This is a genomic window from Variovorax sp. GW822-FHT04E09 (assembly GCF_058800845.1).
In genome coordinates this window covers 1020572-1043991 of record NZ_JBXAMR010000001.1, presented here as the reverse complement: position 1 = coordinate 1043991, position 23420 = coordinate 1020572, and the positions used below count along the sequence as shown (strand labels likewise).

Here is a 23420-nt window from a genome sequence, read left to right as displayed (position 1 = left end):
CGGGCAAGCGGGTTGGTACGGGTCAGGGCCGCGCCGCGGTGGCGCTGCGCACCAGCGCGACGTGGGCGGGGAGAAAGTGGAAGTCGGCGTCCAGCGGCATGTCGAGCGTGAGCATTCCGCCCCGCGCGCTCGCGTCGCCGATCCAGCTGCGCAGCTGCGCGGCCGAGAAGCGCGGCGCACTCGGCTGGGCCCAGGAGGCGCCCAGCGGCGTCAGCACATGCAGCCGGAGTTCGGAGGGCGGCGAGGCCAGTCGTGCGGTGGGCTGCAGGTACTCGCCCGCCATGAGGTTCTGGCACGGCGCGCTCTTGAGGCTGAAGCGCGCCGCCCCCTCGCCGGCGTTGAAGGCCAGCCACCGGGTGGGGGCGCCGCTGCGCGCGGCCGCGCAGAACCGGTCCCAGTCGCGCGTCGTCATGCCCGTCGTGTTGTAGACGCCGTCGAACCACCAGCCCGTGGCGAGCGCGCCGTAGTGCTGCGACCAGCTGTCGATCACGGCCGACCAGGCGGCGATGAAGCGCGTCGGCGGTGGCTGCTGCTCGGAGACATCGCCCAGGCACTCCATCAGGTAGGCATCCCCTTGCGGCGCGCGGAAGGGCAGGTAGAGGATCAGCGCGATGCCGTGGCGCCGCAGCGCGCGGCCGATCTCCATCGGCAGGTCGCGCGGTGAACGGTGCGCGGCGCTGCGCGGGCACAGCGCTTCGAGGGCGGCGTTCGGCGCGATGAACTGGCCGTTGTTCTGCCCGAGCGTGAGGATGAGATGGCTGGCGCGCATCCCGGCAAGTTCAGCGGCGAAGGCCTCGACGTCGAAGCGCCCGATGCCGGCGATGGACTGCTTGTCGGGCAGGTAATGCACCATCACGCCGAAGCCAGGGACGCCCTGCGTTTCGGGCAATGCGGCGACAGCGGGCCGCACCCACGCGGCCAGCCCGAGCGCCAGCACCGCGAGCGCGCGAAGCAGGGAGCGTGCACGGTTGGTCATGGCGTGGCCCTCGCCAGCGACGCGTCGCCGCGCTTCAGCCTGAGGTAACTCGCGGCCACCGCGCCCGGCGTGCAGGCCCGCGAGAGCGACCATGCGGGGCGCGTGCGCTGGTGGGCGGCCAGGTAGCGCTCGATGCCGCCGAGGCCGACGAATTCGTTGCCGATGAAGAACGCGTAGCCCGCGAAGAGCTCCCGGTGCACCGGAAGGTCCGAGAGCAGCAGCGGCACGCCCAGCGTGGCCGCCTCGGCGGCCGACAGGTTGAAGCCCTCGAAGGTGGACAGCGAGATGAAGGCCGTCGCACCCCGGTACAGCCGCAGGAGCTCGTCCCGCGACACCAGCCCGCGGTGTCGCACGCAGCCGCGGAACGCGGGCGCCATGGCCGAGATCATGCGTTCGACCTCCTTGGCGCCGTTGCCGGTGATGTCGAGGTAGTCGACCAGGCCCTGGCGCTTCATGCGCACGAAGAGCTTCAGGATGCCCTCGAAGTTCTTGTGCGGGTAGTAGTGGTAGGCCGCGATCAGGTAGCGCCCGTCGGGTGCTGCCGTGCGGTCGGCGTTCGCGGCGACGGCGCCCGCATCCACGGGATTGAAGATCACCGCCGGGTGCTCGCAGCGCCTGAAGTGCCGCTCGAAATCTTCCTGGCTGCTGCGGCTGATGAAGACCACGTCGGCGGCGCTGCGTGCGACGCGGTGCAGGTTCCAGTCGAGCCAGAGGCGCTTGCGCGCGCTGAAGTACTGCGGGTACGACTTGTACTGCACGTCGTGCACCACCACGATCGAATCCCGGTGGCGGCCGAAGGGCGCCAGCAGCGAGAACGGCAGGAAGTAGTTCGGGAACAGCGAGTACACGCGCTCCCCGCGCAGCCACCCGCGCACCAGGTGGACGTTGTAGAGCAGCGTGTCGAGGATGAAGCGGCTGATCTTCAGCCGCCGTGCGGCCGCGTACAGGTGCGGATGGCGCTCGCTGACCGGCTGCACCTCGTGGCCCGGCGCGTCGCGCATGCTCTCGAGCAGCACCTCGGACACGTTCAGCACCCCGCCCGCCGACGCGTTGAGCCGGATCGTGTCGTAGAAGAGGTAGGTGGCCATGGTCGCTCCTGCGTGCGTGCGTTCTCATGCGGTCGGCAGGCTGGCGCGCGCCGGGCGGGGGGCCGGCCTGCGGAACCACGCAGCGAGGCTGCCGGCGACGACGGCCGCGACCAGCCCCGAGACCGCGAACGGTCCCCAGCCCAGGATCGGCCCGCGCAGGAACGGCACGTAGGCCGCCAGCAGCACCAGCGCGCACAGGTAGCCGGCCGTCAGCGTGCGTTGCGGATCGATGGCCTTGTCGACGAGGCGAAAGAGCGCCGAGACCGCGAAGCCCAGCAGGGCCGGGCCTGCCAGCCCGAAGTCGAAGTAGGCGGTGGTGAAGGGCGGCAGCGACAGGTTGCTCTGCGAGAAGTTGCCCAGCACGGCCGGCCAGCCGAGTGGGTCGTAGCCCGGGAACATCTTCAGTTCGCGCGGCAGGATGAAGGAGAAGGCCGAGAGCAGGTAGCGCCCGTAGCCGAGGTCGGGCGAGGGCGCACGCTCCAGGATGCCCGCGACGACGAACATCGCGTCGAAGTCCTGGCTGAACGGGTACGACGCCAGCTCCGCGCCCCACATGGCGTCGCGCGAAATCAGGTTCAGCACCGGGCCCAGGCCCGCGATGGCGCCGAAGATCACGGCGGCGAGCGTCCACCGGTGGCGCCGCCCCAGGGCATGGATGAGCAGCGGCAGCAGCCCGATCAGGATGACTTGGCGTGCCGTGTTGACCGGGTTGGCGGCGATGGCGGCCAGCGCGAAGGCGAGGCCCGCGACGCACCAGGTCCACAGCGTGCGCTGGCGCGTGGCGTGGATCGCGAGCGCCACGCAGCACAGCAGCACCATGAGCTTGGGCAGCGTGGAATAGACGATGTACTGGACCGGCGCGGCCTCCTCTTCGGAAATCACGCCGCGCGCCGTGAAGTTCATGTCGGGGCGCAGGAAGAGCATGGCGAACGCCACCTCCAGGCAGGCCAGCAGCAGGAAGGGGTGGGCGACGCCGGCACTGAGCGCGCGCTGCGCCGGCCGGGGCGCGGTAGACGGCTCGGGCAGGCCCAGCCGTGCGGCCTCCACGCCGGCCATGTACAGCAGCACGAGCATCAGCCCCTGCGTGTGCGCAGCCTGCCCGACGATGCCGACCTCCCAGAAGTCGGTGTCGGTCGCGATCTGCATCGCCGGCGCCAGCGAGAAGTAGATGAGAACCGCCGTGTAGTGGATCAGCAGGAACACGCTGTCGCCGGCGGTGCCCAGCATCGACAGCTGCACCACCGTCAGCACGAACACCACCCCGTAGCCCCAGACAGGATCGATCAGCCCGCACAGCGCGGCGCAGACGATGCCGGACCAGAAGACGAGGGTTCTCATGGCGAGGTCCGTTTCTGCTTCAGGCGTGCTCGGCCTCGGCGGCGGTCCGGCGCGCCGTCTGGTAGTCCGCATAGGTGCGACGCAGCCCTTCGGCCAGCGGCACGGTGGCGTGCCACCCGAAGCTGGCCGCGCGCGACACGTCCAGCAGCTTTCGCGGGGCGCCGTCGGGCTGGGCCAGGTCGTAGTGGATGCTGCCCTCGTAGCCCACCACCTCGCGGATGTGCTCCACCAGTTCGGCGATCGAGACGTCCTCGCCCGTGCCGAGGTTGATGTGGCCGCGCATCGGGTCGGTGTGCTGGTCGTAGGCGGCGCGCGACAGGTTCATCACGTCCAGGCAGCCTTCGACCATGTCGTCCACGTACAGGAACTCGCGCCGCGCCCGGCCGCTGCCCCAGATCAGCACGCTCGGCGTGCGGCTGATCTTGGCCAGGTGAAAGCGCTGGATCAGCGCCGGCACCACGTGGCTGTTCTCCAGGTGGTAGTTGTCGCCGGGCCCGTAGAGGTTGCTCGGCATCACGCTGCGGAAGTCGACGCCGTGCGTGGCGCCGTACTGCCGGTTGTAGCTCTCGCACAGCTTGATGCCCGCGATCTTGGCGATCGCGTAGGGCTCGTTGGTGGGCTCGAGCTTGCCGGTGAGCAGGGCCTCTTCGCGGATCGGCTGTTCGGCCAGCCGCGGGTAGATGCAGCTGGAGCCGAGGAACAGCAGCCGCTTGACGCCGGCGAGAAAGGCCTGGTGCGTGAGGTTCGCCGCGATCAGCAGGTTCTCGTAGATGAACTGCGCGGGGCAGGTCATGTTGGCGTGGATGCCGCCGACCTTGGCCGCCGCCACATAGACCTGGTCGATGCGCTCGGTCGCGAAGAAGCGCGCGACGGCGGCCTGGTCGAGCAGGTCGAGCTCGGCGTGGCTGCGCGTCACGACCTCGTGGCCGAGCTCGCCCAGGCGCCTCGTGAGCGTCTGGCCGACCATTCCGCGATGACCTGCAACATAGATTCGCATGGCGTTCTTTCAGTGAAGGAAGAGGGGGCTTCGGGTCTCAGCGCGAACCGCGCGCCCCGAGCACGACGCGGAAGGTCTTCAGCAGGATCACGACATCCCGCAGCAGGGACAGCGTGGCGACGTACTCGGCGTCCATGGCCGCGCGGCGGCGGTAGCTCACCTCGTTGCGTCCGCTGATCTGCCACAGGCCCGTGATGCCCGGGCGCACCGCGCAGTAGTACGCCCAGTACGGGCCGTAGAGTTCCTTCTGCGCAAACATGCAGGGGCGCGGGCCGACCATGCTCATGTCGCCCTTGAGCACGTTCCAGAACTGCGGAAACTCGTCGATGCTGTAGCGGCGCAGGAAGGCGCCGAAGCGGGTGATCCGCGGGTCGTGCTCGAGCTTCTGGAACTTCTCCCATTCGCGCCGCGCCGCGTCGTTCTCGCGCAGGTGCCGGGCCAGCAGGGCATCGGCGTCGGGTGCCATGGTGCGGAACTTGTAGAAGCGGAAGATCCGGCCGTCCCTGCCGTAGCGCGGCTGCACATAGATGGCCGGGCCGCCCGAGGTCAGCAGCACGCCGAGGGCGATCAGCGCGTAGGCCCAGCCCAGGAACAGGAAGAAGGCGCCCGCCAGGAGGATGTCCATGGCGCGCTTGGCGGCCTGCAGGAGCCGCGAGCCGCCCACCGGCACGGGGCGCGCGGCGGTGCGGTGCGGCGTGCGTGAAAGGTGCGTGCTCATGATGTCGCGCGCTCCGGTTCGGCGCGGGGGGTGTGCCCCAGCGCGGGCGGATAGATGTTCGGCGGCAGGCCGTAGGGCCCGTAGTCGTAGCCGTAGGCGTTGTGGCGTTGCCGTGCGTCCTGCGCGTTGAGCACCACGCCGTGGAACGCCGCGCCCACATGCGCCAGCCGCTTGGCACTCTCCACCAGGTCGCCCAGTTCGCTGTCGCCGGCGCGGGCCACGAGCATCAGGGTGCCTACGTCCGGTGACATCGCCACGGTCTCGGTCGCCAGCAGGATCGGCGGCGCATCGATGACCACGGCGTCGTAGAGCGCCGAGAGGGTCTCCAGCAACCGCGTGAACGCAGTGGAACCCATCATCGTGGCCGGATCGAGCGGCAGCTTGCCGGTGGTGATCACGTCCAGGTGCGGCAGCACCTGCGCATGCACCGCTTGCGCGAGCGTGGCGGTGCCGGCGATCAGCTCCGACAGGCCGGTGGTCGCCTTGAGCCCGAACTGGCTCGCCAGCTTGCCGCGGCGCATGTCGGCGTCGATCAGCAGCACGCGCCTGCCGGAGGCCGCCAGCACGGCCGAGAAGTTCGCCGACAGGAAGGTCTTGCCCGCGCCCGGCGTGGCGCTGGTCAGCAGGATGCGGTTGTTCTGCGCGCCCGCCATCAGGAAGCCCAGCGCGGTGCGCAGCCTGCGCACGCCTTCGAGCGCCGGGTCGTCCGGGTGCGAGGCCGCCAGCAGCTTCACGCCGGGCTTGCCCTGGCGGATGGCGCGGTCGAGCGTGCCCTGCCGCGTGCTGAGTGCGATCGTGCTGTAGACGTTCAGGCCGGTGCGCATCTCGATCTCGTCGGGGGTGGCGACCGTGTTCTTGAGCACCTTGCGAAGCACCGACGTGACCGCGCCCAGGAACAGCCCCACGACCAGCGCCAGCGCCATCACGATCACCGCCTTGGGCCGCACCGGCTTCTCGGGCGACAGTGCCTGGTCGAGCACGCGCACGTTGCCGATGCGGCCTTCGCGGGCCAGGCGCATCTGCAGCGAGCTGTTCAGGAGCGATGAATAGAGCTCGGTGTTGACCTTGATGTCGCGCTGCATGCGCAGCGAGTTCTGCTGCAGCATCGGCATGCGGCGGATGCGGTTGTCCACGCCGCCCAGCTCCTTGCGCAACGAGGCGATCTGCGCGTCGAGCGTGATCAGCATCGGGTGCTGGCTGGTGAAGCGGCTCGCCAGGTCCAGGCGCTTCTGGCGCGCGTCGAGCAGCTTGGCCTGCAGGTCGACGTTCTGCGACAGCGCGTTGCGCGCCTCGTCGTCCAGGCTGATGGTTCCGTTCTGGTTGCGGTACTCGTTGTAGGCCTCTTCCGACTGTTCCAGCTGCTGCTTGAACTTGGGCAGCTCGGTGCCCAGGAAGTTCAGCGTGCGCTCGGCCTGCGCGGTTTTCTGGTCGATGTTCTGGCGCATGTACAGGCGCGCCACTTCGTTGAGCAGGTTCGCCAGGTGCTCGCGATCGTCGGTCTGCCAGCTCACGTCGATCACGCTGGACTGCTTGCCTTTCTCGATCACGCGCAGCTCGCGCTGCAGCTCGAGCATGGTGAGCTGCGTGGAATGCCGCGTCAGCTCGAAGGCGCCGCCGGGCCGGGCGTCGATCGAGGCCACCAGCAGATGGACCGTTCCGCCCGGCACCGAGCTGTCCTGCGGCTCGCCGACCCGGCCATGCAGCGGGGTGTCGAGGTCGGGGTGCGTCAGCGTGTAGGCGCCGTCCTTGCCGGCGGTCAGCAGGAACTTCTTGCCCTCGAGGGCCGGCGGCACGTCCATCTGCGCGACCGCGATCCGCTCGGTGCCCGACACATAGCCGCGCATGCCGAGGAAGCCCGGCCTGGACAGCGTCTTCGAATGCCGTGCGATGAAGGCGCCCACGACCGGGATGTAGTGCGGCCGGGCCTTGATGAACAGCTTGGTGTTCTCGATCGCCTGGCCGAGCACCATGCGCGACTTCAGGATCTCGGCCTCGCCCGAGGTCGGCGTCTTCACGCCCACGCCGTTGACCGCGGCATCGCCCGCGCCGCCGGGCGAACGTTCGGCATCCTCGAGCTGGATCAGCACGTTCGCTTCGTACACGCGCGGCCCGAAGAGCGCGTAGCCCGCGCCCAGCACCAACACCGCGGCGGTGACCGAGGCGATCAGCCATCGGTTGTCCAGCATCAGGTCGACGTATTCCTTGAACCGCGAGTGCGGGCGCTCGGGTTCCGGGCTGTACGGTGCGGGAAGCGGGGGGTACCAACGCGCATTCATGGGCTTCACCTTCTTTGTCGTGTTCGGGCCGGGGCTGCGCGGCCTACCTGCTGCGGGCGGTGTCGCGCGCGAGGTTGATCACCTGGGCGGCGGGAAGGATCAGGTTGGCGACCCGGTTCCACGAGACCAGCGGCACGCGGTCGACGTAGACCACGTCGCGCGGCCGCAGCTCGAAGCGGTCGGCCAGTGCGAGCGCGGCCGGGTTCTTCGCGTTCAGGCTGAAGATCTGCGGCGTGTCGGGCGTCTGCGGCGAGTTGCGGATCACGTAGATCTGCCCGGGGTCGGCCGTGAGCAGGTCGGGCCCGCCCGCGTCGCCGAGGGCCTCGTTCAGGCTCATGCGGCCGTTGCGCATCAGCAGTGCCGAGGGCCGCAGGATCTCGCCCATCACGTAGATGCGGCTGTCGTCCCGGCTGCCGACGTACACGATGTCGCCGTTGCGCAGCGGGATGTTGTTGGCGTCGGCGCCGAAGCGCTTGAGCTGCATCAGGTCGATGACCACCGTGCGGTCGCCGCGCGTGAGCGTCACATGCGAACGGTCGCCCCCGGCGGTGATGCTGCCCGCGCGGTTGAGCGCCTCGGACAGCGTCATCGGGATGTCCGTGAAGATCTGCAGCCCCGGCGTGCGGACCTCGCCCTCGACATAGGCGCGCTGACTGCGGAACGACTGGATGCGCACGCTCACCAGCGGTGCCTTGATGATGCTGCCGATGCGCTTGGCGATCAGCTCGGACGCACCACTTTCCGTGAGGCCCTGCAGCCGGGTGCGGCCGATGTAGGGAAAGCTGATCTCGCCTGCGGCATCGACGATGAAGCCCGGCGCCACGGTGACGCCGGTCGGGTCGCTCTGCTGCGCGATCACCGCGCCCAGGTTGGGCTGCAGCTCGGGGTTGTTGTAGACGGTGATGCCCACCACGTCCCCCGGCCCGATGGTGTAGGGCGCGGGCCGGCCGAACAGCGCCTTCACGTCGGGCGGGATGCCCGTGTTGCCGGCGAGTTGCGCGCGGACCAGCTCCGGCGTGATGGCCGCGATCCGGCCGCCGGCCGTGCCGTCGGCCGACTGCAGCGGGCCCGGCGTGCCGAAGCCGGGTGCGCAGCCGCACAAGCCGAGCGACAGCAGCAGCGCCATGGCACGCGACCGGAAGCGGCCACCGGGAAGGGCGCGGGCGCCCTCGGTGGCGAGGAGGCGCTCGCCGCGCGGGTTCGCTGGGGTTGCGGATGTCATGGCAATCTCCTTGGCTTCGGTTGTTGTTTCAGGGCGCGGCGAGCGTGGCCGGGATCGCGCGCGGGGTGCCTGTCGCCGGACGGTCCTGCCGCTGCGGGCTGCCGGTGGCCAGACAGTGCTCGACGACCCAGTCGCCGACGGACTGCAGGAAGAGCTGCTGGCCCTTCACCGTGCAGACGGTGTGGTCCACGTCCCGCATGAACTCGTACTGCAGGCCCTGCATGAACGGTTCGCGGCGCAGGGCGCCGAGCTGGTCGCGGTCGCGGTCGCAGACATGCAGCGATCCCGAATACAGAAGCTGCACCGCCACCTCGCGTTCGACCAGCCGCTTCATCGTGGCTTCGAACCAGATCGCGTTGACGTTGGGCGGCCGCCGGTCCACGAAGTAGCCCGGCAGCGGCTTGCCCACCGTGCTGCCCGGCAGATGGCGCAGCACCCAGCGCCGCGCCTTGCCGGGGAACGACGGGTGCAGCGGCGCGGCGAGCGCGCGGCGCACCGTGAGCTCCCAGCGCGTGCGCCGCTGGGGGAAGGCAAAGCCGTCGAACAGCGAGAGCGCCACCATGCGCGCGTCCACCGCGGCGGCCGACATGGCGTGCTCCACGCCCGAGCACATGGCCACGGTCGCGAACTGGCCGATGCCCTGCATGCGTTGCACGAGGTCCATGGCGGCCTGCAGGCTGTGCACGGCGCGCGTCTGCAGGTCGGGCCCGGTGTCCAGCGCCTCGCTGTCGCCGATGCCGCCCAGGTCGAAGCGCAGGCTGCCCACGCCGCGCGCGGCCAAGAGGTGCGCCAGCTTCACGTTGATGCGGCGCGGCCCCACGCGGTGGTTCGCGCCCATGTTGAACATCAGGCAGGCGACCGGCGCCGGCACGCGCTGCGCGGGGAGTGTGAGCATGCCCATCAGTGCGTTGCCGGGGCCGAAGCACACCGGGGTCTGCGTCAGGTCATTCATGGATCGCTCCCTGCAGGCGGTTGAGCGCATCGGCCGGCACCATCGCGCTGTGGGGAAAGGGGTCGGACGTCCAGTCCAGCGGGTGGCTCAGGTAGGCCAGGCGCACCGGCATGTGGCGCGACTGCTGCTCGGCCGCCCATTGCGCGGTGGACGTGTCGTCGGGCGGGGCCAGCACCAGGGTGTCGTGCAGGGCCGTGAGCGGCAGCGACTGCGGCGTGAGGGCGCGCAGCTGCGCCTGCAGCGCCGGCGAGAGACGCACGCCCAGCGCCTCCTCGGGCAGCGCATCCGGTTCCCGCGCGAGGTTGCGGCGCCAGGACAGGTCGGGAATGCAGAAGGTCGTGTCGATCGCCTCGACGTGGCGCTCGCGCAGCAGGCGCGCGTAGCCCGGCCCGTCGATCACCGGCTCCCAGAGCACCAGCCGCGCCGGGTCGCAGCGCCCGTTGCGCGCGGCCAGCACGGCCAGGGTGGCGCCCAGCCGCGCGCCGATCCACACGATGGCGGCATGGGGTGCGTGCCGCCGCAGCTCCTCGTGCGCCGCGCACAGGTCGCGGCGCCAGCCGTCGAGTTCGCCCTCGCTCTCGTCGCCCGGCGAGTCGCCGGAGCCGTAGAAGTCGAAGCGCAGCGTGGCGATGCCGGCGCGCGCGAGGCGTTCGGCCAGCACCTTGAAGAAGCGGTGGGTGCGCAGGCCCTCCTGCCCGAAAGGCGGGCACAGGAGCACCGCGGTGGGCTCGCCCCGGTGGTCGTCGGCGGCGTGGAACGCGCCGAAGACCTGGCGCGAGGCCGGCCCGAACATGAGCGGCGTGAAGAGGGTCATGCGACACCCCCTGCGCATCGCGCCTCGCTCATGCCCTTGCGCGGATTCAGGGGGCGCATGCGGCGGCCTTCGGGGTCGGCCTGCGAGGGCCGGGCGCGGGCTTCGGTATGGCGCCATTCGGCGAGCGAGCCCACGCTGTCCGCCCGCGCGGGCGCGGGCCCCAGCGCCAGCACCAGGATGCGTCCGGCCACCGGCAGCTCGACGCTGCGGCTGTCCGGGGCCAGGCCCACGTCGAAACTCTGCGGCGACACCAGCAGGCCCACGCCGATGGCCTTCAGGCAGGCTTCCTTGCGGGTCCAGCAGGTCAGGAAGGCGCGGTCGCGTTCGTCGGCGGGCAGGGCGGCCAGCGCCTCCTGTTCGCGCCGCGTGAAATGCGCCGCCGCCAGGTCGGCCGCGTCCGGCATCGGGCGCAGCAGCTCGACGTCGGCGCCCAGCGGGCCGCGCCCGCCGATGGCGATCAATGCCAGGCCCTGGCTGTGGCTCAGCGAGAACTGGGTGCGCGGGTGGCCCGCGAGCGACGGCTTGCCGAAGGCGCCGGTGGCCAGCGTCAGCGCGTCGGGGGCCAGGCCCGTGTACGCGCACAGCGCCTGGCGCAGCGCGACATGGGCCGCCACGAAGCGCTGCCGGTCGACGGGAAAGCGCAGGTTCTCGGCGCGTGCGCGCTCTTCCTCCGACAGCACCTGGGCGGGCAGGGTGTCGGTGAAGCTGTCCAGCTCGACGTACCGGCAGACCGGTGCGTCGATGGACAGTGCGTTGGCGGCGCCGGTCATGGTCACCCCTTGCGCAGCCAGCTGCCGAGTGCGCCGAGCAGCCCGCCGCGCTGTGCATGCGCGGCCGTGCCGGCGGCCAGGTCGGCGAGGTCCGAGGGCACGCCGTGCGGTGTGCCATGCGCCGAGGACGCGATCTGCCCGAGGTTCTCGAACAGGTAGCGGCGCGGCTCCACGCGGTGCCCCAGCGTCTGCGCCGCCTGCTGTACGGCGCGCAGCACCAGCAGCGAGTCGCCGCCGAGGTCGAAGAAGTTGTCGCTGGCGCGGATCTCGTCGACGTCGATGCCGATCACGTCGGCCCAGATCTGGGCCAGCTGGGCGTGCTCGGGGCTGAGCAGTCCGCGCTTCGCCTCGCGCGCGTCGCCGTTGAGGGGATCGGCCGGCGCACTCTTGTCCGCCTCGTCGGCCACCAGCTTGCGCAGATAGCGTGCGCTGGCCGAGCCTTCGGCGCTGGCGATCTCGGCGAGCGTGGCATTGGGGTGGTCGGCGACGCGGCCCAGCACCTCGAGATAACGCTCGCGCAACTGAGCGCCGGTCTCGCGCAGGTACACGTCGGCGTTGTAGAGCAGCGCGCCTTCCAGGCCGTGCGGCTTGTCCATCAGCCACACGCCGACGTCGTCGGTGGCGCCGTGCTGCATCACATGCACCTGGCGGGTCTGCAGGCTGCCGACGGTGCGCGCGCGCTCGCGGGCATCCTGGAACGAGAACATCGCCTGGTAGGGCCCCGAGGCCTTGATCTGTCCCGCATAGCCGGGCTCGGCCATCAGGCGCTCGAACGGCACCTGCTGGTGGTTCATCATCGACAGCAGCTCCTGCTTCACGTAGCGCATGAACTCGGGCAGCGGCAGCGCCATGTCGACCGCGAGCGAGACCGGCAGCACGTTGTTGAAGAAGCCCATGACGTCTTCCGTCTCGGCCTGCTGGCGCCCGCGCACCGGGTTCGCGATGACGATGGCGTCGTTGCCGGTCGCCTGGGCCATGGTCAGCGCGTAGATGCCGAAGGTCAGCATGCTGAGCGTCACGTCCATGTCGCGCGCCACCTCGCGCAGCCGCTGCGTGCTCTGCAGGTCGATGTGGATCCAGTGCGCACCGCCCTGGCCGCTCTTGCCCGCGCGGCGCGGCATGTCGGTGCGGGGCGGGCGCACGGCCCTGGCGCTGGCGAGCCGGCCGCGCCAGAACGCGAGCTGCTCCTCGCAGGCGGGCTCGGTCAGCCACTTCTCGAGCCACTCGGCGTAGTCGCCGTGGGTGGTGGCGAGCGCGGGCAGGTTGTGGGGCCGGCCGCGTTCGGCGGCGTCGTAGAACGCGCCCAGCTCGCGCTGCATCAGGTCGAAGGACCAGCCGTCCCAGATCAGGTGATGCGGCACGAACAGGAAGACGTGCTCGTTGTCGTCGAGCTGGAACAGGGTCGCGCGCATCATCGGCGCGCTGTGGATGTCGAGCGGCCGGTCGGCCAGCTCCTGCATCTGCTCGGCCAGCTCGGCCTCGCGCTGGTCCGCGGGCAGGCCGCGCAGGTCGACCAGCGGCAGGGCGAACTCCACCGACGCTGCGATCGATTGAATGGGCCGCCCCGTGTCCTCGTCGAAGCCGATGCTTGTGCGCAGCGACGGCTGGCGGCGGATCATTTCGCGCAGCGCACCTTCGAAGCGCGCGGCGTCGAGCTTGCCGGTGAGCCGCTGCGCCGAGGGCGCGTTGTAGACCGAACGGCCCGTGTACAGCTGCTCCATGAAGCGAATGCGTTCCTGCGAGGGCGTGAGCGGCGCGCTGCGGCGATCGGGGTGGCAGGCAATGGGCGCCTGCAGGCCGACGCCCGCGCCCTGCAGCGCCTCGATGACCGCGGTCAGCTTCTCGGCCGTGGGCGCCTCGAACAGCGCGCGCAGCGGCAGCGTGACCTGGAACTCGCGGCTCAGCAGCGTGGTGAGCCGCGCGGCCAGCAGCGAGTGGCCGCCCATGGTGAAGAAGTTGTCGTGCATGTCCAGGCCCGGCAGGCTCAGCACCTTCTCCATGACCGCGAGCACCTTGCGCTCGTGCGCGTTGCGCGGACCGGCGCCGCGCCGCACTTCGTTGCGCGCCACCGCCTGCGGCGGCGGCAGCGAGACGCGGTCGACCTTGCCGTTGGCCAGCGTGGGCAGGGCGTCGAGCGTCACCACGTGCTGCGGCAGCATGAAGGCCGGCAGGTGCTTGCGCAGGTGCACCATCAGCGCATCGAGGTCGAAGCCGCCCTCGGGCGCCAGCGCCAGGTAGGCCACCAGGCGCACGTCGCCGGGGTTGTCCTCGCGGGCCACGACCACGCTGCGCGAGACGCCGGCCACTTCGCAGCAGCGCACCTCGATCTCGCCGGGCTCGATGCGGTAGCCGCGCACCTTGACCTGGAAGTCGAGCCGCCCGAGGTGGTCGAGCAGCCCGTCGTTGCGCCAGCGGCCGCGGTCGCCGGAGCGGTAGACCTTCTTCGTGGCGCCGAAGATGCGCACCGTGACGAAGCGCTCGGCGGTCAGCGCGGGGCGGTCGAGGTAGCCCAGCGAGACGCCTTCGCCCGCGATGCAGATTTCGCCGGGCACGCCGATCGGGCAGGGCTGCAGGTCGGCATCGAGAATCCAGATCTCGGTGTTGTCGACGGGCCTGCCGATCGAGATGCCGCGCGAGGCGATCTCTTCGGGACGCACATGCCAGGCCGTGGAATACACCGTCGTCTCGGTCGGGCCGTAGCCGTTCCACAGGCCTTCCATGCGCTCGCACAGCGCCAGCGCCATGCTCGGGCGCAGCGCCTCGCCGCCGGTCCAGCCGCGAAAGCCGGGCGTGCCGCCGGCCCACTGGGCATCGAGCAGCAGCTGCCACATGCCGGGCGTGGCCTGCAGCAGCGTGATCTGTTCGTCGTCGAGCGCCCGCGACAGGCGGTTGCCGTCCATGGCGACCTCGCGCTGCACCATCACGAGTTCGGCGCCCGCCGCCAGCGGCAGCAGCAGGTCGGGCACGGCCATGTCGAAGGACAGCGTGGTGACGGCGGCGATGCGGTCGGACGGGCCGATGCCCGATTCGCGCTGCATCCACTGCAGCAGGTGCGCCACGCCCCGGTGGTGCGCAATGACGCCCTTGGGCAGGCCGGTCGAGCCGGAGGTGTAGATCACATAGGCCGCGTCTTCGGAGCCCGGGTCGTCGCTGCTCGGGGGCAGCGCTTCGCCCGACAGCTGGCGCCAGGCGGTGTCGCGATCGATCTCGAAGACGCGCTGGTCGGCGTCGGCGCGCCAGTCGCGCGGCGCCACCGCGATGTCGGACGAGGTCAGCATCAGGCTGAGGGTGGCGTCGCTGGCGTAGTGGTCCAGCCGCGCCTGCGGAAATGAGGTGTCCATCGGCACGTAGGACGCCCCCGCCTTGAGGATGCCCAGCATGGCGACGACCATCTCCAGGCTGCGTTCGAGGCACAGCCCCACGCGCTGGCCGCGGCCCACGCCGCGCGCGCGCAACGCACGCGCCAGTCGATTGGACAGCGCATCGAGCTCGCCATAGCTGCAACTGCGCGCGCCGTCGCGCACCGCCGGGCGGTGCGGCTGCTGCGGCACGCGCGCCACGAAGCCGGCATGCGCCAGCGGCGCGCCGCGCAGCGGCACGCGTGCGGGCTGCAGCGCCAGCAGCGCACGCGCGGCGCCGGCGGACAGCACGTCGAGCCCGCCGATGGTGTCGTCGGGCTTGTGCGCGGCCGACTGCAGCACGCACTCGAACATGTCGAGCCAGCGCTGCACGCTCACGTCGTCGAACAGGTCGGTGTTGTATTGCGCCTCGACCTGCAGGCTGCCGGCGTGCGGGCGCAGGTTCACGAAGAGTTCGAAGTTCTCGTAGCGGCGGGCGATGGTGTCCTGCACCACGTCGAGCGTGGTGAAGGCCTGCGCGCTGCTCGCCACGTCGGGGTCGACGTTGAAGGTCACGCTCACCAGCGGCAGCCGGCTCGGGTCGCGCTCGAGCGACAGCTGGCCCAGCAGCGCGCCATAGGTCAGGGCCTGGTGATCGAACGCGTTGAGCACGGCGGTGCTGCATTCGTCCATCAGCGCGTCGAAGCGCATGGCCGGATGCGCGGCGATGCGCAGCGGCAGCAGGTTCACGCAATGGCCGACCAGGCCGGGCACGTCGTGCGCGAGCTGGCCCGAGGTCGGGATGCCGACCACGATGTCTTCCTGGCCCGTGAGGCGGTGCAGCGTCGCGACGAAGCCGCTGAGCAGGCCCGTGAACAGGCTGACGCCGGCCTTGGTGCTCGCGATGCGCACGGCGCCCACCACGCGCCGGTCGAGCAGGCGCTCGGCGCGGCGCGAGTTGAAGGTGCGCGCGGCGGGGCGGGGGCGGTCCAGCGGCAGGTCGAGCACGGGCTGCGTGTTGCCGGCAAAGCGCTCCAGCCAGTAGTCGATGTGCGCCTGCATGTCGGGGCTCGCGGCCGCGACGGCTTCCTCGGCGGCGAAGTCGGAGAAGAGCGGAGCGGCCTTGAGCTTGAGCCCGATGCCGGTTTCCTCGGCATAGAGGTGGCCCAGCTGCTCGGTGATGACCGCCCACGACCAGCCGTCGCAGACCACGTGGTGCGCCGACATCACGAGCTCGTGCTCGTCATCGCCCAGGCGGTACAGCACCGCCCGGAACAGCGGCCCGTGTTCGAGCGAGAACGGCGTGCAGACCGCCTCGTCGTGGGCCGCGTGCAGCGCCTGCGCGAGGGCTTCGGGCGCCAGCCCGCCCAGGTCGTGGCGCACCAGCTGGTTCCCGGCCGGGGGGCTGACCAGCATGAAGGTGCCGTCCGGCGAGATGGTGGCGCGCAGCGCCTGGTGGCGCTCGAGCAGCCGGTCGGTGGCGCGCGCCAAGGCGTCGCCGTCCAGCGCGCCGCGCAGGCGCAGCACGACCGACTCGTTGTAGGCCATCGAGGCCTCGGGGCTCAGCGTGGCGCCGAGCCAGATTTCGCGCTGCGACTCGGTGGTCGCGATGATGCATTCGACGAGGCCACCGCTCGCGGTGGGCTTGAGTGCGGCGTTCATGCTGCGGCCTTTCCGTTGATGAGGCGCTCGTGCAAGGCGGCGTCTTCGGGTACGTACCAGTACGGCTGGCCGTCGCTGTCGCGGGCCAGCACGCTGCCGTCCTCGACGGGCTTGCGCGCGTCGAAGCGGGTGGGGGCGGGAGCGCGGCGCGGAAGGAAGCCGGATTCCTGCATCTCGGCGACCGATTCCTTGAAGGCGCGCTGCAGGAAGGCGATGTCCTCGGCGCTGTGCGCGCTCGTGAGGAAGCACGGGAAGTTGTCCAGGATGTGCACGCCGCGGCTGCGCATCATGGCGAACAGCAGGTCCTGCAGCGGCTGGTCTTCGAGCCAGCTCACGCGCCACAGCGACGCGAAATGGCGGATCTCGATCGGCGCGCCGACCTCCTGGCACCAGCCCGAGAGCTCCGTGGCCATGGCGGTCGTGCTCGCGGTGAGCCCGGCCTGCAGCGCGGGCCCGGCCTCCTTCAGGTGCGTGAGCGAGGCCTTGGCCGCGGCGAGTGCGAGCGGATGGCGCACGAAGGTGCCGGCGAAGTAGGTCACGCCCACGCCCGGGATCGAGTCGTCGCCGTACTGCCAGGCGCCGCCGTCGAGCGCATCCATGAACTCGCGCTTGCCGGCGATCACGCCGACCGGAAAGCCGCCACCGATCACCTTGCCGTAGGTGGCCAGGTCGGCGCGCACGCCGAACAGTTCCTGCGCGCCGCCCAGCGCGCTGCGAAAGCCGGTGATGACCTCGTCGAAGATGAGGCAGCAGCCGTTCTTCGCGGTGACGTCGCGCACGTCGTGCAGGAACTCGCGCGGCTGGAAGTCGGGGCGGCGGCTTTGCACCGGCTCGACCAGCACGGCCGCCAGGTCTGCGGCGTTGTCGCGGATGAAGGCCAGCGCCTCGGGCGTGCCGTAGTCGAGCACGCGGATGTCGCCGAACATGCCGCTCATCACGCCCGGTGCGGCCGACAGGCCCTTGCCGCCCTTGCCGGCGCGCACCAGCACTTCGTCGAAGGTGCCGTGGTAGGAGCCCGTGAAGGCCACCACCGTGCTGCGCCCGGTGACGGTGCGCGCGATGCGCAGCGCCGCCATCACGGCCTCGGAGCCGGTGTTGCACAGGCCGGCGCGCTCGCTGCCCGTGAGTTCGCAGATGAGGCGCGTCACGTCGGCCGCGAGCGGATGCTGCGGCCCGATCTCGTAGCCCGCATCGAGCTGGGCCCGCACGGCGTCCTGCACGAAGTCGGGTTGCCAGCCGAACAGGTTCAGCCCGAAGCCGTTGAGCGCGTCGACGTACTCGTTGCCGTCGAGGTCCCACAGCCTGGAACCTTTGGAACGTTCGATCACGATCTGGTAGGTGATCTCCTTGGTCAGCGGACGGAAGCCGTTGACCACGCGCGGATCGGCCATGTGGGCGCGGTTGTCCTCGGTGAAGCGCTTGCTCTTTGGCGTGCGCTCGACATAGCGCCGCACGAAGGTGGCGAGCCGTGCCTTCTGCCGCGCGCTGGGTTCGGCGGTGCGCTGGGTGTGGATGCGGGCGATGGCGCCGAAGGCCTTGTTGACGTCGTAGCGAAGCGGCGCTTCGGCGGGCGGCTGCGGCTGCGCGGCGGGTGCGGCCTCGGCCGACACGGGCATCGCTGCGACCGCCACCGGCGCGGCGGCGCCGGACAGGAGTGCAAGCTGCTGGCGCATCAGCTCCATCTGCTGCGCGATCACCTGGTTCAGCAGGCCGGTGGGCTGCGCAAGCCCTTGCGGCGGCGTTGGCATCGACACCTGCACAACGGATGTCGCAGGCATGGTGGGCGTGACGGGCACAGCCACCGGCTCGGCATCGGGCGGCAGGCTCTGCAGCAGGTACGCGGCCAGTGCGTCGAAGCTGCGGTAGTTCTCCATCAGCTGGCGAAAGCTCAGCTCGACCTTGAAGCGCTTCTTGATCTGCGTGGCGGCCTGGGTCAGCGTGAGCGAGTCCATCCCGATCTCGCCGAACGGGGCCTGGCCCTCGGCCTGGGCCATGTCGATGCCCGAGATGTCTTCGAACAGGGCCCGCAATCGGCTGTCGACCGACGCCGCGCGCGACGCCTCGGGCGGCGGGGAAGAAGGCGGAGGAAGGTCAGGCGAGGGCGCTGCAGCGGTCACGATCGGCTCCAATGAAACAGGCAGGGCGGGCGCAAGGGCCGGCGACACCGGCGCGGTGGGCGCGATGTCGACCCAGAGACGCTTGCGTTCGAACGGGTAGGTGGGCAGGCACACGCGCCGGGCGCCGGCGCGCGGTGCGAGCAGGGCGAGATCGACTTCGGCGCCGCAGGTCCACAGGCGTGCGGCGGCCAGGCGCAAGGTCCGGGTCTCGTCGGCGGGCTCGCCGTGCAGCAGCGACACCGCCACGGCGCCGGCCTTCGACGCCGGAGCAAGCCCTGGCAGGCGGTGCTGGCGCACCAGTGCGGCCAGCGTGTTGCGGGGGCCGACCTCCACGAACACCGGATGGGTGGTATCTCCGGCGGCGCTCTGCAACGCCGGCGAGAAGCGCACGGTGCCGCGCAGGTGCTGCGCCCAGTAGGCCGGGCTCGTGGCCTGTGCGTCTTCGAGCAGGCGGCCGGTGAACGTGGAGTAGATCGGGATCTGCGGTGCGTGCAGCGCCACCTGGCTCACGAGCGTCTCGAAGGGCGCCACCGCGGCGTCCATCATGGCGGAGTGAAAGGCGTGCGAGGTCTGCAGCAGCCGGCAGGCGACGCCCTCGGCTTCGAGCGCGGCCTGGAGTTCGGCGATGGCCTCGGTGGGGCCGGCGGCCACGCAGGCGCCGGGGGCGTTCTCCGCGGCGAGTGAGACCTGGGGCGAGGACGCGAGCCGCGAGGCCAGCGCCTCCGCGCCCAGGCGCACCGACAGCATCGTCCCGGTGGGCTGGGCCTGCATGAGCGCGCCGCGGCGGGCAATGAGCCGGGCCGCATCTTCCAGGCGCATGACGCCGGCGATCACGGCCGCGACGAATTCCCCCACGCTGTGGCCGATCAGCGCGTGCGGGCGCAGGCTCAGCGACAGCAGCCGCCGTGCGAGCGCGTACTCGAGCGTGAAGAGCGCCGGCTGCGTGACGGCCGTCGGCGCGAGCGCCTGCGGGTCGTCTGCGAACAGGCGCTCGCGCAGGTCGAAGTCCAATGCGCCTTCGAAGGCGCGCAGGCAGTTGTCGAACGCGGCCGCGAACACCGGGTCGCCCGCATGCAGCGCGCGGCCCATGCCCGGGTACTGCGCGCCCTGGCCCGGGAACATCAGCACGGGCTGCGGTGCGCGCTCGGCGATCCGGTCGCTCACGCGCCACGCCGTGTTCTCCGAGCGCAGCGCCTCGATGGCCTGCGCCGCATCGCCGGCCACCACGGCGCGGCGGAAGGCGTGGGCCTTGCGGCCGACGCACAGGGTGAACGCCGCGTCGCCCAGGCAAAGCCCGGGCTGTTCCTCCAGGTGCGTGGCCAGCTGCTGCGTCGCGACCGCGAGCGCGGCCTCCGAGCGGGCCGACAGCGCCAGCACATGGACGCCCGGCTGCGTGGCGCGCGCCTGCCGCGCCGGCGCCTCCTCGAGCACGACGTGCGCGTTGGTGCCCCCGACGCCGAACGAGCTGACGCCCGCGCGGCGCGGCAGGTCGGCCCGCGGCCACGGCTGCAGCTGGTTGCTGACGTGGAACGGCGTGCGCGCGAAGTCGATCGCCGGGTTCGGTGCCGTGAAATGCGCGGTGGGCGGAATCAGTTCGTGGTGCAGCGACAGTGCCGTCTTGATGAGGCCGGCGGCGCCCGCGGCCGTGACCATGTGGCCCACGTTGCTCTTGAGCGAGCCGAGCGTGCAGTAGCCCCGCGCGTCGGTGTGCTCGGCGTACGCGACGGCCAGCGCCTCGACCTCGACGGGGTCGCCCATCGGCGTGGCGGTGCCATGCGCCTCCACGTAGGAAATGCTGCGTGCGTCCACGTCCGCCGCGGCCAGCGCGGCGCGGATCACCGCCGCCTGGCCGTCCACGCTGGGCGCGGTGAAGCTGGCCTTGGCGCCGCCGTCGTTGTTGACGCAGGCGCTGCGCAGCACGGCATAGACGGTGTCGCCGTCGGCCTGCGCATCGGACAGCCGCTTGAGCAGCACCACGGCGGCGCCGTCGCTGAACACGGTGCCCTTGGCCTGCGCGTCGAAGCTGCGCGTGTGGCCGTCGGGCGAGAGCATCGAGCCCTCGTTGTAGAGGTAGCCGCTGCGCGGCGGGCAGGTGACCGAGGCGCCGCCCGCCAGCGCCATGTAGCACTGGCCCGTGCGCAGCGCATGGAAGGCCTGGGCCACCGCGACCAGCGAGGTCGAGCATGCGGTGTTGACGCTCACCGCCGGCCCGCGCAGGTTGAGCCGGTTGGCCACGCGGGTGGTGATGTAGTCCTTCTCGTTGGCCAGCATCACCTGGAATTCGCCGACGGCCTCCACGAGGTCGGGCCGCGAGGCGACGTGGCGCTGGAAGTAGGTCGCGTTGTACGTGCCCGCGTACACGCCCACCGGGCCCGGCGCTTCGTCGGGCACGTAGCCCGCGCGCTCCAGGCACTCCCAGCAGATCTCGAGGAACACGCGGTGCTGCGGGTCCATGAGTGCGGCTTCCTTCGGGCCGATGCCGAAGAAGGCGGCATCGAAGCCCTCGATGCCGTCGATCACGCCGCGCGCCCGCACGTAGGCCGGGTCGCGGCGCAGCGACTCGCTGACGCCGGCGTCCAGGCTGGCGTCGTCGAAGAAGCTGATGGTGTCGCGCCCGGCGACGAGGTTGTCCCAGAACTGCTCCACATCGCCCGCGCCGGGGAAGCGACCGGCGGTGGCGATGAGAGCGATGGGCTCGGGGACGCTGGCGGCGTCCTCGCGCACGGGCACGGGGTGTGGCGCCTGTGGCGCCTCGCCAGCGGACTGCAGTTGCGCCGCGATGGCGCCCGGCGTCGGGTGGCGAAAGAAGAGGTTGGTCGACAGCGGCGGCGCGCCTTCGCGCTGCAGGTCCGCCAGCACCTGCAGCACCAGCAGCGAGCTGCCGCCCAGGTCGAAGAAGTTGTCGTGACGCCCGGCCTTGTCGATGCCCAGGGCGCGCGCGAAGGCGTCGCAGACCTGCTGCTCGAGCGCGTCGCGCGCGGCCTCGAAAGGCTGCGCGAGTTCGGGGCGCTCGGCGGCCGGCTCGGGCAGGGCGTTGCGGTCGAGCTTGCCGTTGGGCGTGACGGGGAGTTGCGCGAGCCACACCTGCGCCGACGGCAGCATCACCGCGGGCAGGCGGGCCGCCAGGTGCGCGCGCAGCGTGTCCCACGCCAGCTTCTGGGCGCGCGCGACCAGGTAGGCGACCAGGCGCAGCTGGCCGTCGCGACCGGGCCGCGCGACCACCGCGCAGGACTGCACCGCGGGGTGCGCGAGGATCGCCGCCTCGACCTCACCGGTCTCGATGCGGTGGCCGTGGATCTTGACCTGGCCGTCGATGCGGCCGATGAACTCGAGGGTGCCGTCGGGCAGCCAGCGGGCGAGGTCGCCGGTGCGGTAGAGCCGCTCGCCCGGCGCGCCGAAGGGGTCGGGCACGAAGCGCGCGGCCGTGAGTTCGGGCTGCCCCAGGTAACCGCGCGCCAGGCCGTGTCCGCCGATGCACAGCTCGCCCACGAGTCCGCTGGGCAGCAGCTCGAGCGTCGGGCTCAGCACGCGCAGCACGGTGTCCTTGATCGGGCGCCCGAGCGGTACCGAGCGCGGGCCCGCTGCGATCGCGGCGCGCTCGATGCGGTGGGTGGTCGCGAAGGTCGTGCACTCGGTCGGCCCGTAGCCGTTGCTGAGCGTGAGCCCGGGGAGCGCGTCGAGTGCGCGCCGCACATGGGGTACCGACAGCGCCTCGCCGCCCGTGAACAGGTGCGCCAGGCCCGCGAGATGCTGCGGATCGCCGTCGACCACGGCGTTGAAGAGCGAGGCCGTGAGCCAGGCGGTGTGGACCCCGTGGCGGGCGATGGTGCGCGCGAGGCCGGCGCCGGTGGGTACCCGTTCGCCGTGGATCACGCAGCGCCCGCCGTTGAGCAACGGTCCCCAGACTTCGAGCGTCGAGGCGTCGAAGGCGAGTGGTGCCGCATGCAGCATCGCGCGCCCGGGTGCGAGTTCGATGTAGTCGACATCGACGACGAGCCGCAGGATGGCGCGATGGCCGATCTCGATGCCCTTGGGTACGCCGGTCGAGCCCGAGGTGTACATGAGGTACGCCAGCGATTCGCCGTCGAAGGCCGGCGGTGTCCACGGCGCGGGGTCCGCGCCGTCTTCAGGCGCGTCGATCCGCACAGTGGTGCAGTGGGCCGGCACGAGAGAGGCCAGTGCCTCGATCGTCACGACCCGGGTCACGCCGGCCTGGTCGAACATCGCGGCGACGCGTTCGGGCGGAAAGTCGGTGGGTACCGGCACGTAGGCCGCGTCCGCCTTGAGGATGCCGAGCATGGCGACGATGGCGGCCATCGACCGCTCGAACACCATCCCTACGGGGTCGCCTGCGTGCACGCCCGACTGCTGCAGGCGCTGTGCGAGCCGGTCGCTGCGCGCGTCGAGCTCGGCGTAGGTCATCGTGTCGTCGCCTTCCACCAGCGCCACCGCGTCGGGCGTGGCCGCGGCCCGGCGGCGGAACACGGCGGGCACGGTGAGCGACAGGTCGGGCGCGGCGGGCGGCGTGGCCCAGGCGGCGAGCTGGTCGCGGCGGTCGGCGTCGGGCAGGGCGCGGATGTTGTGGAGCGCTGCACCGGGATGCGCCAGCAGATCGGCGGCGGTGTCGGCGATGGCTGCGAGCAGGCGGCTGGCGCAGGGCGCGTCCATCAGGCTCGCGTCGACGTCCAGGTGCAGGCTGGCGGGGAGTTCTGTCCGGGCTTCGAGCCGCAGGGGCGGCAGGGTGTTGGCGGTGTGCGGCGTGGTCCGCCGGTCGAGGTCGAGCTGGGTCAGCCACGCGCTGGCGGTGCCGGGCAGCGACGTCGGCATGCCTTGAGGCCCCGGCAGGGCCGTGCCCAGCCAGCGCGATTGCAGCAGCAACCAGGCACCCACGAAGAGCGTGTCGGGCAGGTACCCCGTGGTGCCCAGCGACGCTTGCCAGCGCTGCGCGAACCCGGCTTCGAGGACCAGCGAGACGCCGAGCCGTTCGCCTGCCGCTGCGCGCGCGGGCGGCGACACGAACAGATCGCCCAGCGCGGCCTGCGAAGCCACGGCGGCCTCCGGCGACGAAGCAATGTGGGTTTCCATGCAATTACCCGGCTGCAGACTGTGAATGGAAAATTCAATTGAAGGAATCGAATTGATTTCAATTGGA

At 71.3% G+C, this 23420-nt stretch carries 12 protein-coding genes; all 12 read right to left on the bottom strand.

Annotated features, from left to right (window positions below):
* Window positions 1–22: 22 nt before the first annotated feature.
* Genes AC1RL8_RS04915 through AC1RL8_RS04860 form a run of 12 tightly spaced genes read right to left on the bottom strand, consistent with a single transcriptional unit; the run spans window position 23 to window position 23353 of the window.
* Window positions 23–976 carry a hypothetical protein gene (locus tag AC1RL8_RS04915; RefSeq protein ID WP_492684062.1) on the bottom strand — a complete coding sequence of 318 codons (954 nt, stop codon included), beginning with the start codon at window positions 974–976 and terminating at the stop codon, window positions 23–25.
* Window positions 973–2064, bottom strand: coding sequence for a glycosyltransferase (locus tag AC1RL8_RS04910; RefSeq protein WP_492684061.1), 1092 nt, complete (start codon window positions 2062–2064; stop codon window positions 973–975). Before AC1RL8_RS04910 ends, AC1RL8_RS04915 begins: the two co-directional genes overlap by 4 nt.
* Window positions 2065–2088: 24 nt before the next feature.
* Window positions 2089–3402 carry a hypothetical protein gene (locus AC1RL8_RS04905; protein WP_492684060.1) on the bottom strand — a complete coding sequence of 438 codons (1314 nt, stop codon included), beginning with the start codon at window positions 3400–3402 and terminating at the stop codon, window positions 2089–2091.
* Window positions 3403–3421: 19 nt separating this feature from the next.
* On the bottom strand, window positions 3422–4399 hold the full coding sequence (locus AC1RL8_RS04900; protein ID WP_492684059.1) for a GDP-L-fucose synthase family protein: 978 nt from the start codon (window positions 4397–4399) through the stop codon (window positions 3422–3424).
* A 37-nt stretch (window positions 4400–4436) separates the two neighbouring features.
* The gene (locus AC1RL8_RS04895) at window positions 4437–5117 is read right to left on the bottom strand and encodes a sugar transferase (protein WP_159276456.1); all 681 of its coding nucleotides are present in this window, start codon (window positions 5115–5117) and stop codon (window positions 4437–4439) included.
* Complete coding sequence (locus AC1RL8_RS04890) at window positions 5114–7393, bottom strand: polysaccharide biosynthesis tyrosine autokinase (RefSeq protein ID WP_492684058.1); 2280 nt, start codon at window positions 7391–7393, stop codon at window positions 5114–5116. Before AC1RL8_RS04890 ends, AC1RL8_RS04895 begins: the two co-directional genes overlap by 4 nt.
* A gap of 43 nt (window positions 7394–7436) precedes the next feature.
* Window positions 7437–8615 (bottom strand): polysaccharide biosynthesis/export family protein, encoded by a 1179-nt coding sequence (locus tag AC1RL8_RS04885; protein WP_062473261.1) that lies wholly within the window; start codon window positions 8613–8615, stop codon window positions 7437–7439.
* A 28-nt stretch (window positions 8616–8643) separates the two neighbouring features.
* The gene (locus AC1RL8_RS04880) at window positions 8644–9567 is read right to left on the bottom strand and encodes a hypothetical protein (RefSeq protein ID WP_492684057.1); all 924 of its coding nucleotides are present in this window, start codon (window positions 9565–9567) and stop codon (window positions 8644–8646) included.
* Window positions 9560–10381 (bottom strand): serine aminopeptidase domain-containing protein, encoded by an 822-nt coding sequence (locus tag AC1RL8_RS04875; protein ID WP_062473265.1) that lies wholly within the window; start codon window positions 10379–10381, stop codon window positions 9560–9562. The genes AC1RL8_RS04880 and AC1RL8_RS04875 overlap by 8 nt, the downstream gene beginning before the upstream one ends.
* Entirely contained in the window at window positions 10378–11151 is a 774-nt protein-coding gene (locus tag AC1RL8_RS04870) for a 4'-phosphopantetheinyl transferase family protein (protein ID WP_492684055.1), read from the bottom strand. Before AC1RL8_RS04870 ends, AC1RL8_RS04875 begins: the two co-directional genes overlap by 4 nt.
* Before the next feature lie 2 nt (window positions 11152–11153).
* Window positions 11154–16151 (bottom strand): amino acid adenylation domain-containing protein, encoded by a 4998-nt coding sequence (locus tag AC1RL8_RS04865; protein WP_492684054.1) that lies wholly within the window; start codon window positions 16149–16151, stop codon window positions 11154–11156.
* The gene (locus tag AC1RL8_RS04860) at window positions 16148–23353 is read right to left on the bottom strand and encodes an amino acid adenylation domain-containing protein (protein ID WP_492684053.1); all 7206 of its coding nucleotides are present in this window, start codon (window positions 23351–23353) and stop codon (window positions 16148–16150) included. Before AC1RL8_RS04860 ends, AC1RL8_RS04865 begins: the two co-directional genes overlap by 4 nt.
* Window positions 23354–23420 lie beyond the last annotated feature (67 nt).

Bases quoted from the DNA above. Each gene is read 5' to 3' on its own strand.
- AC1RL8_RS04865 (WP_492684054.1), bottom strand. From the start codon at position 16,151: ATGAACGCCGCACTCAAGCCCACCGCGAGCGGTGGCCTCGTCGAATGC.
- AC1RL8_RS04860 (WP_492684053.1), bottom strand. From the start codon at position 23,353: ATGGAAACCCACATTGCTTCGTCGCCGGAGGCCGCCGTGGCTTCGCAG.
- AC1RL8_RS04900 (WP_492684059.1), bottom strand. From the start codon at position 4,399: ATGCGAATCTATGTTGCAGGTCATCGCGGAATGGTCGGCCAGACGCTC.
- AC1RL8_RS04895 (WP_159276456.1), bottom strand. From the start codon at position 5,117: ATGAGCACGCACCTTTCACGCACGCCGCACCGCACCGCCGCGCGCCCC.
- AC1RL8_RS04875 (WP_062473265.1), bottom strand. From the start codon at position 10,381: ATGACCCTCTTCACGCCGCTCATGTTCGGGCCGGCCTCGCGCCAGGTC.
- AC1RL8_RS04870 (WP_492684055.1), bottom strand. From the start codon at position 11,151: ATGACCGGCGCCGCCAACGCACTGTCCATCGACGCACCGGTCTGCCGG.
- AC1RL8_RS04910 (WP_492684061.1), bottom strand. From the start codon at position 2,064: ATGGCCACCTACCTCTTCTACGACACGATCCGGCTCAACGCGTCGGCG.
- AC1RL8_RS04915 (WP_492684062.1), bottom strand. From the start codon at position 976: ATGACCAACCGTGCACGCTCCCTGCTTCGCGCGCTCGCGGTGCTGGCG.
- AC1RL8_RS04890 (WP_492684058.1), bottom strand. From the start codon at position 7,393: ATGAATGCGCGTTGGTACCCCCCGCTTCCCGCACCGTACAGCCCGGAA.
- AC1RL8_RS04880 (WP_492684057.1), bottom strand. From the start codon at position 9,567: ATGAATGACCTGACGCAGACCCCGGTGTGCTTCGGCCCCGGCAACGCA.
- AC1RL8_RS04885 (WP_062473261.1), bottom strand. From the start codon at position 8,615: ATGACATCCGCAACCCCAGCGAACCCGCGCGGCGAGCGCCTCCTCGCC.
- AC1RL8_RS04905 (WP_492684060.1), bottom strand. From the start codon at position 3,402: ATGAGAACCCTCGTCTTCTGGTCCGGCATCGTCTGCGCCGCGCTGTGC.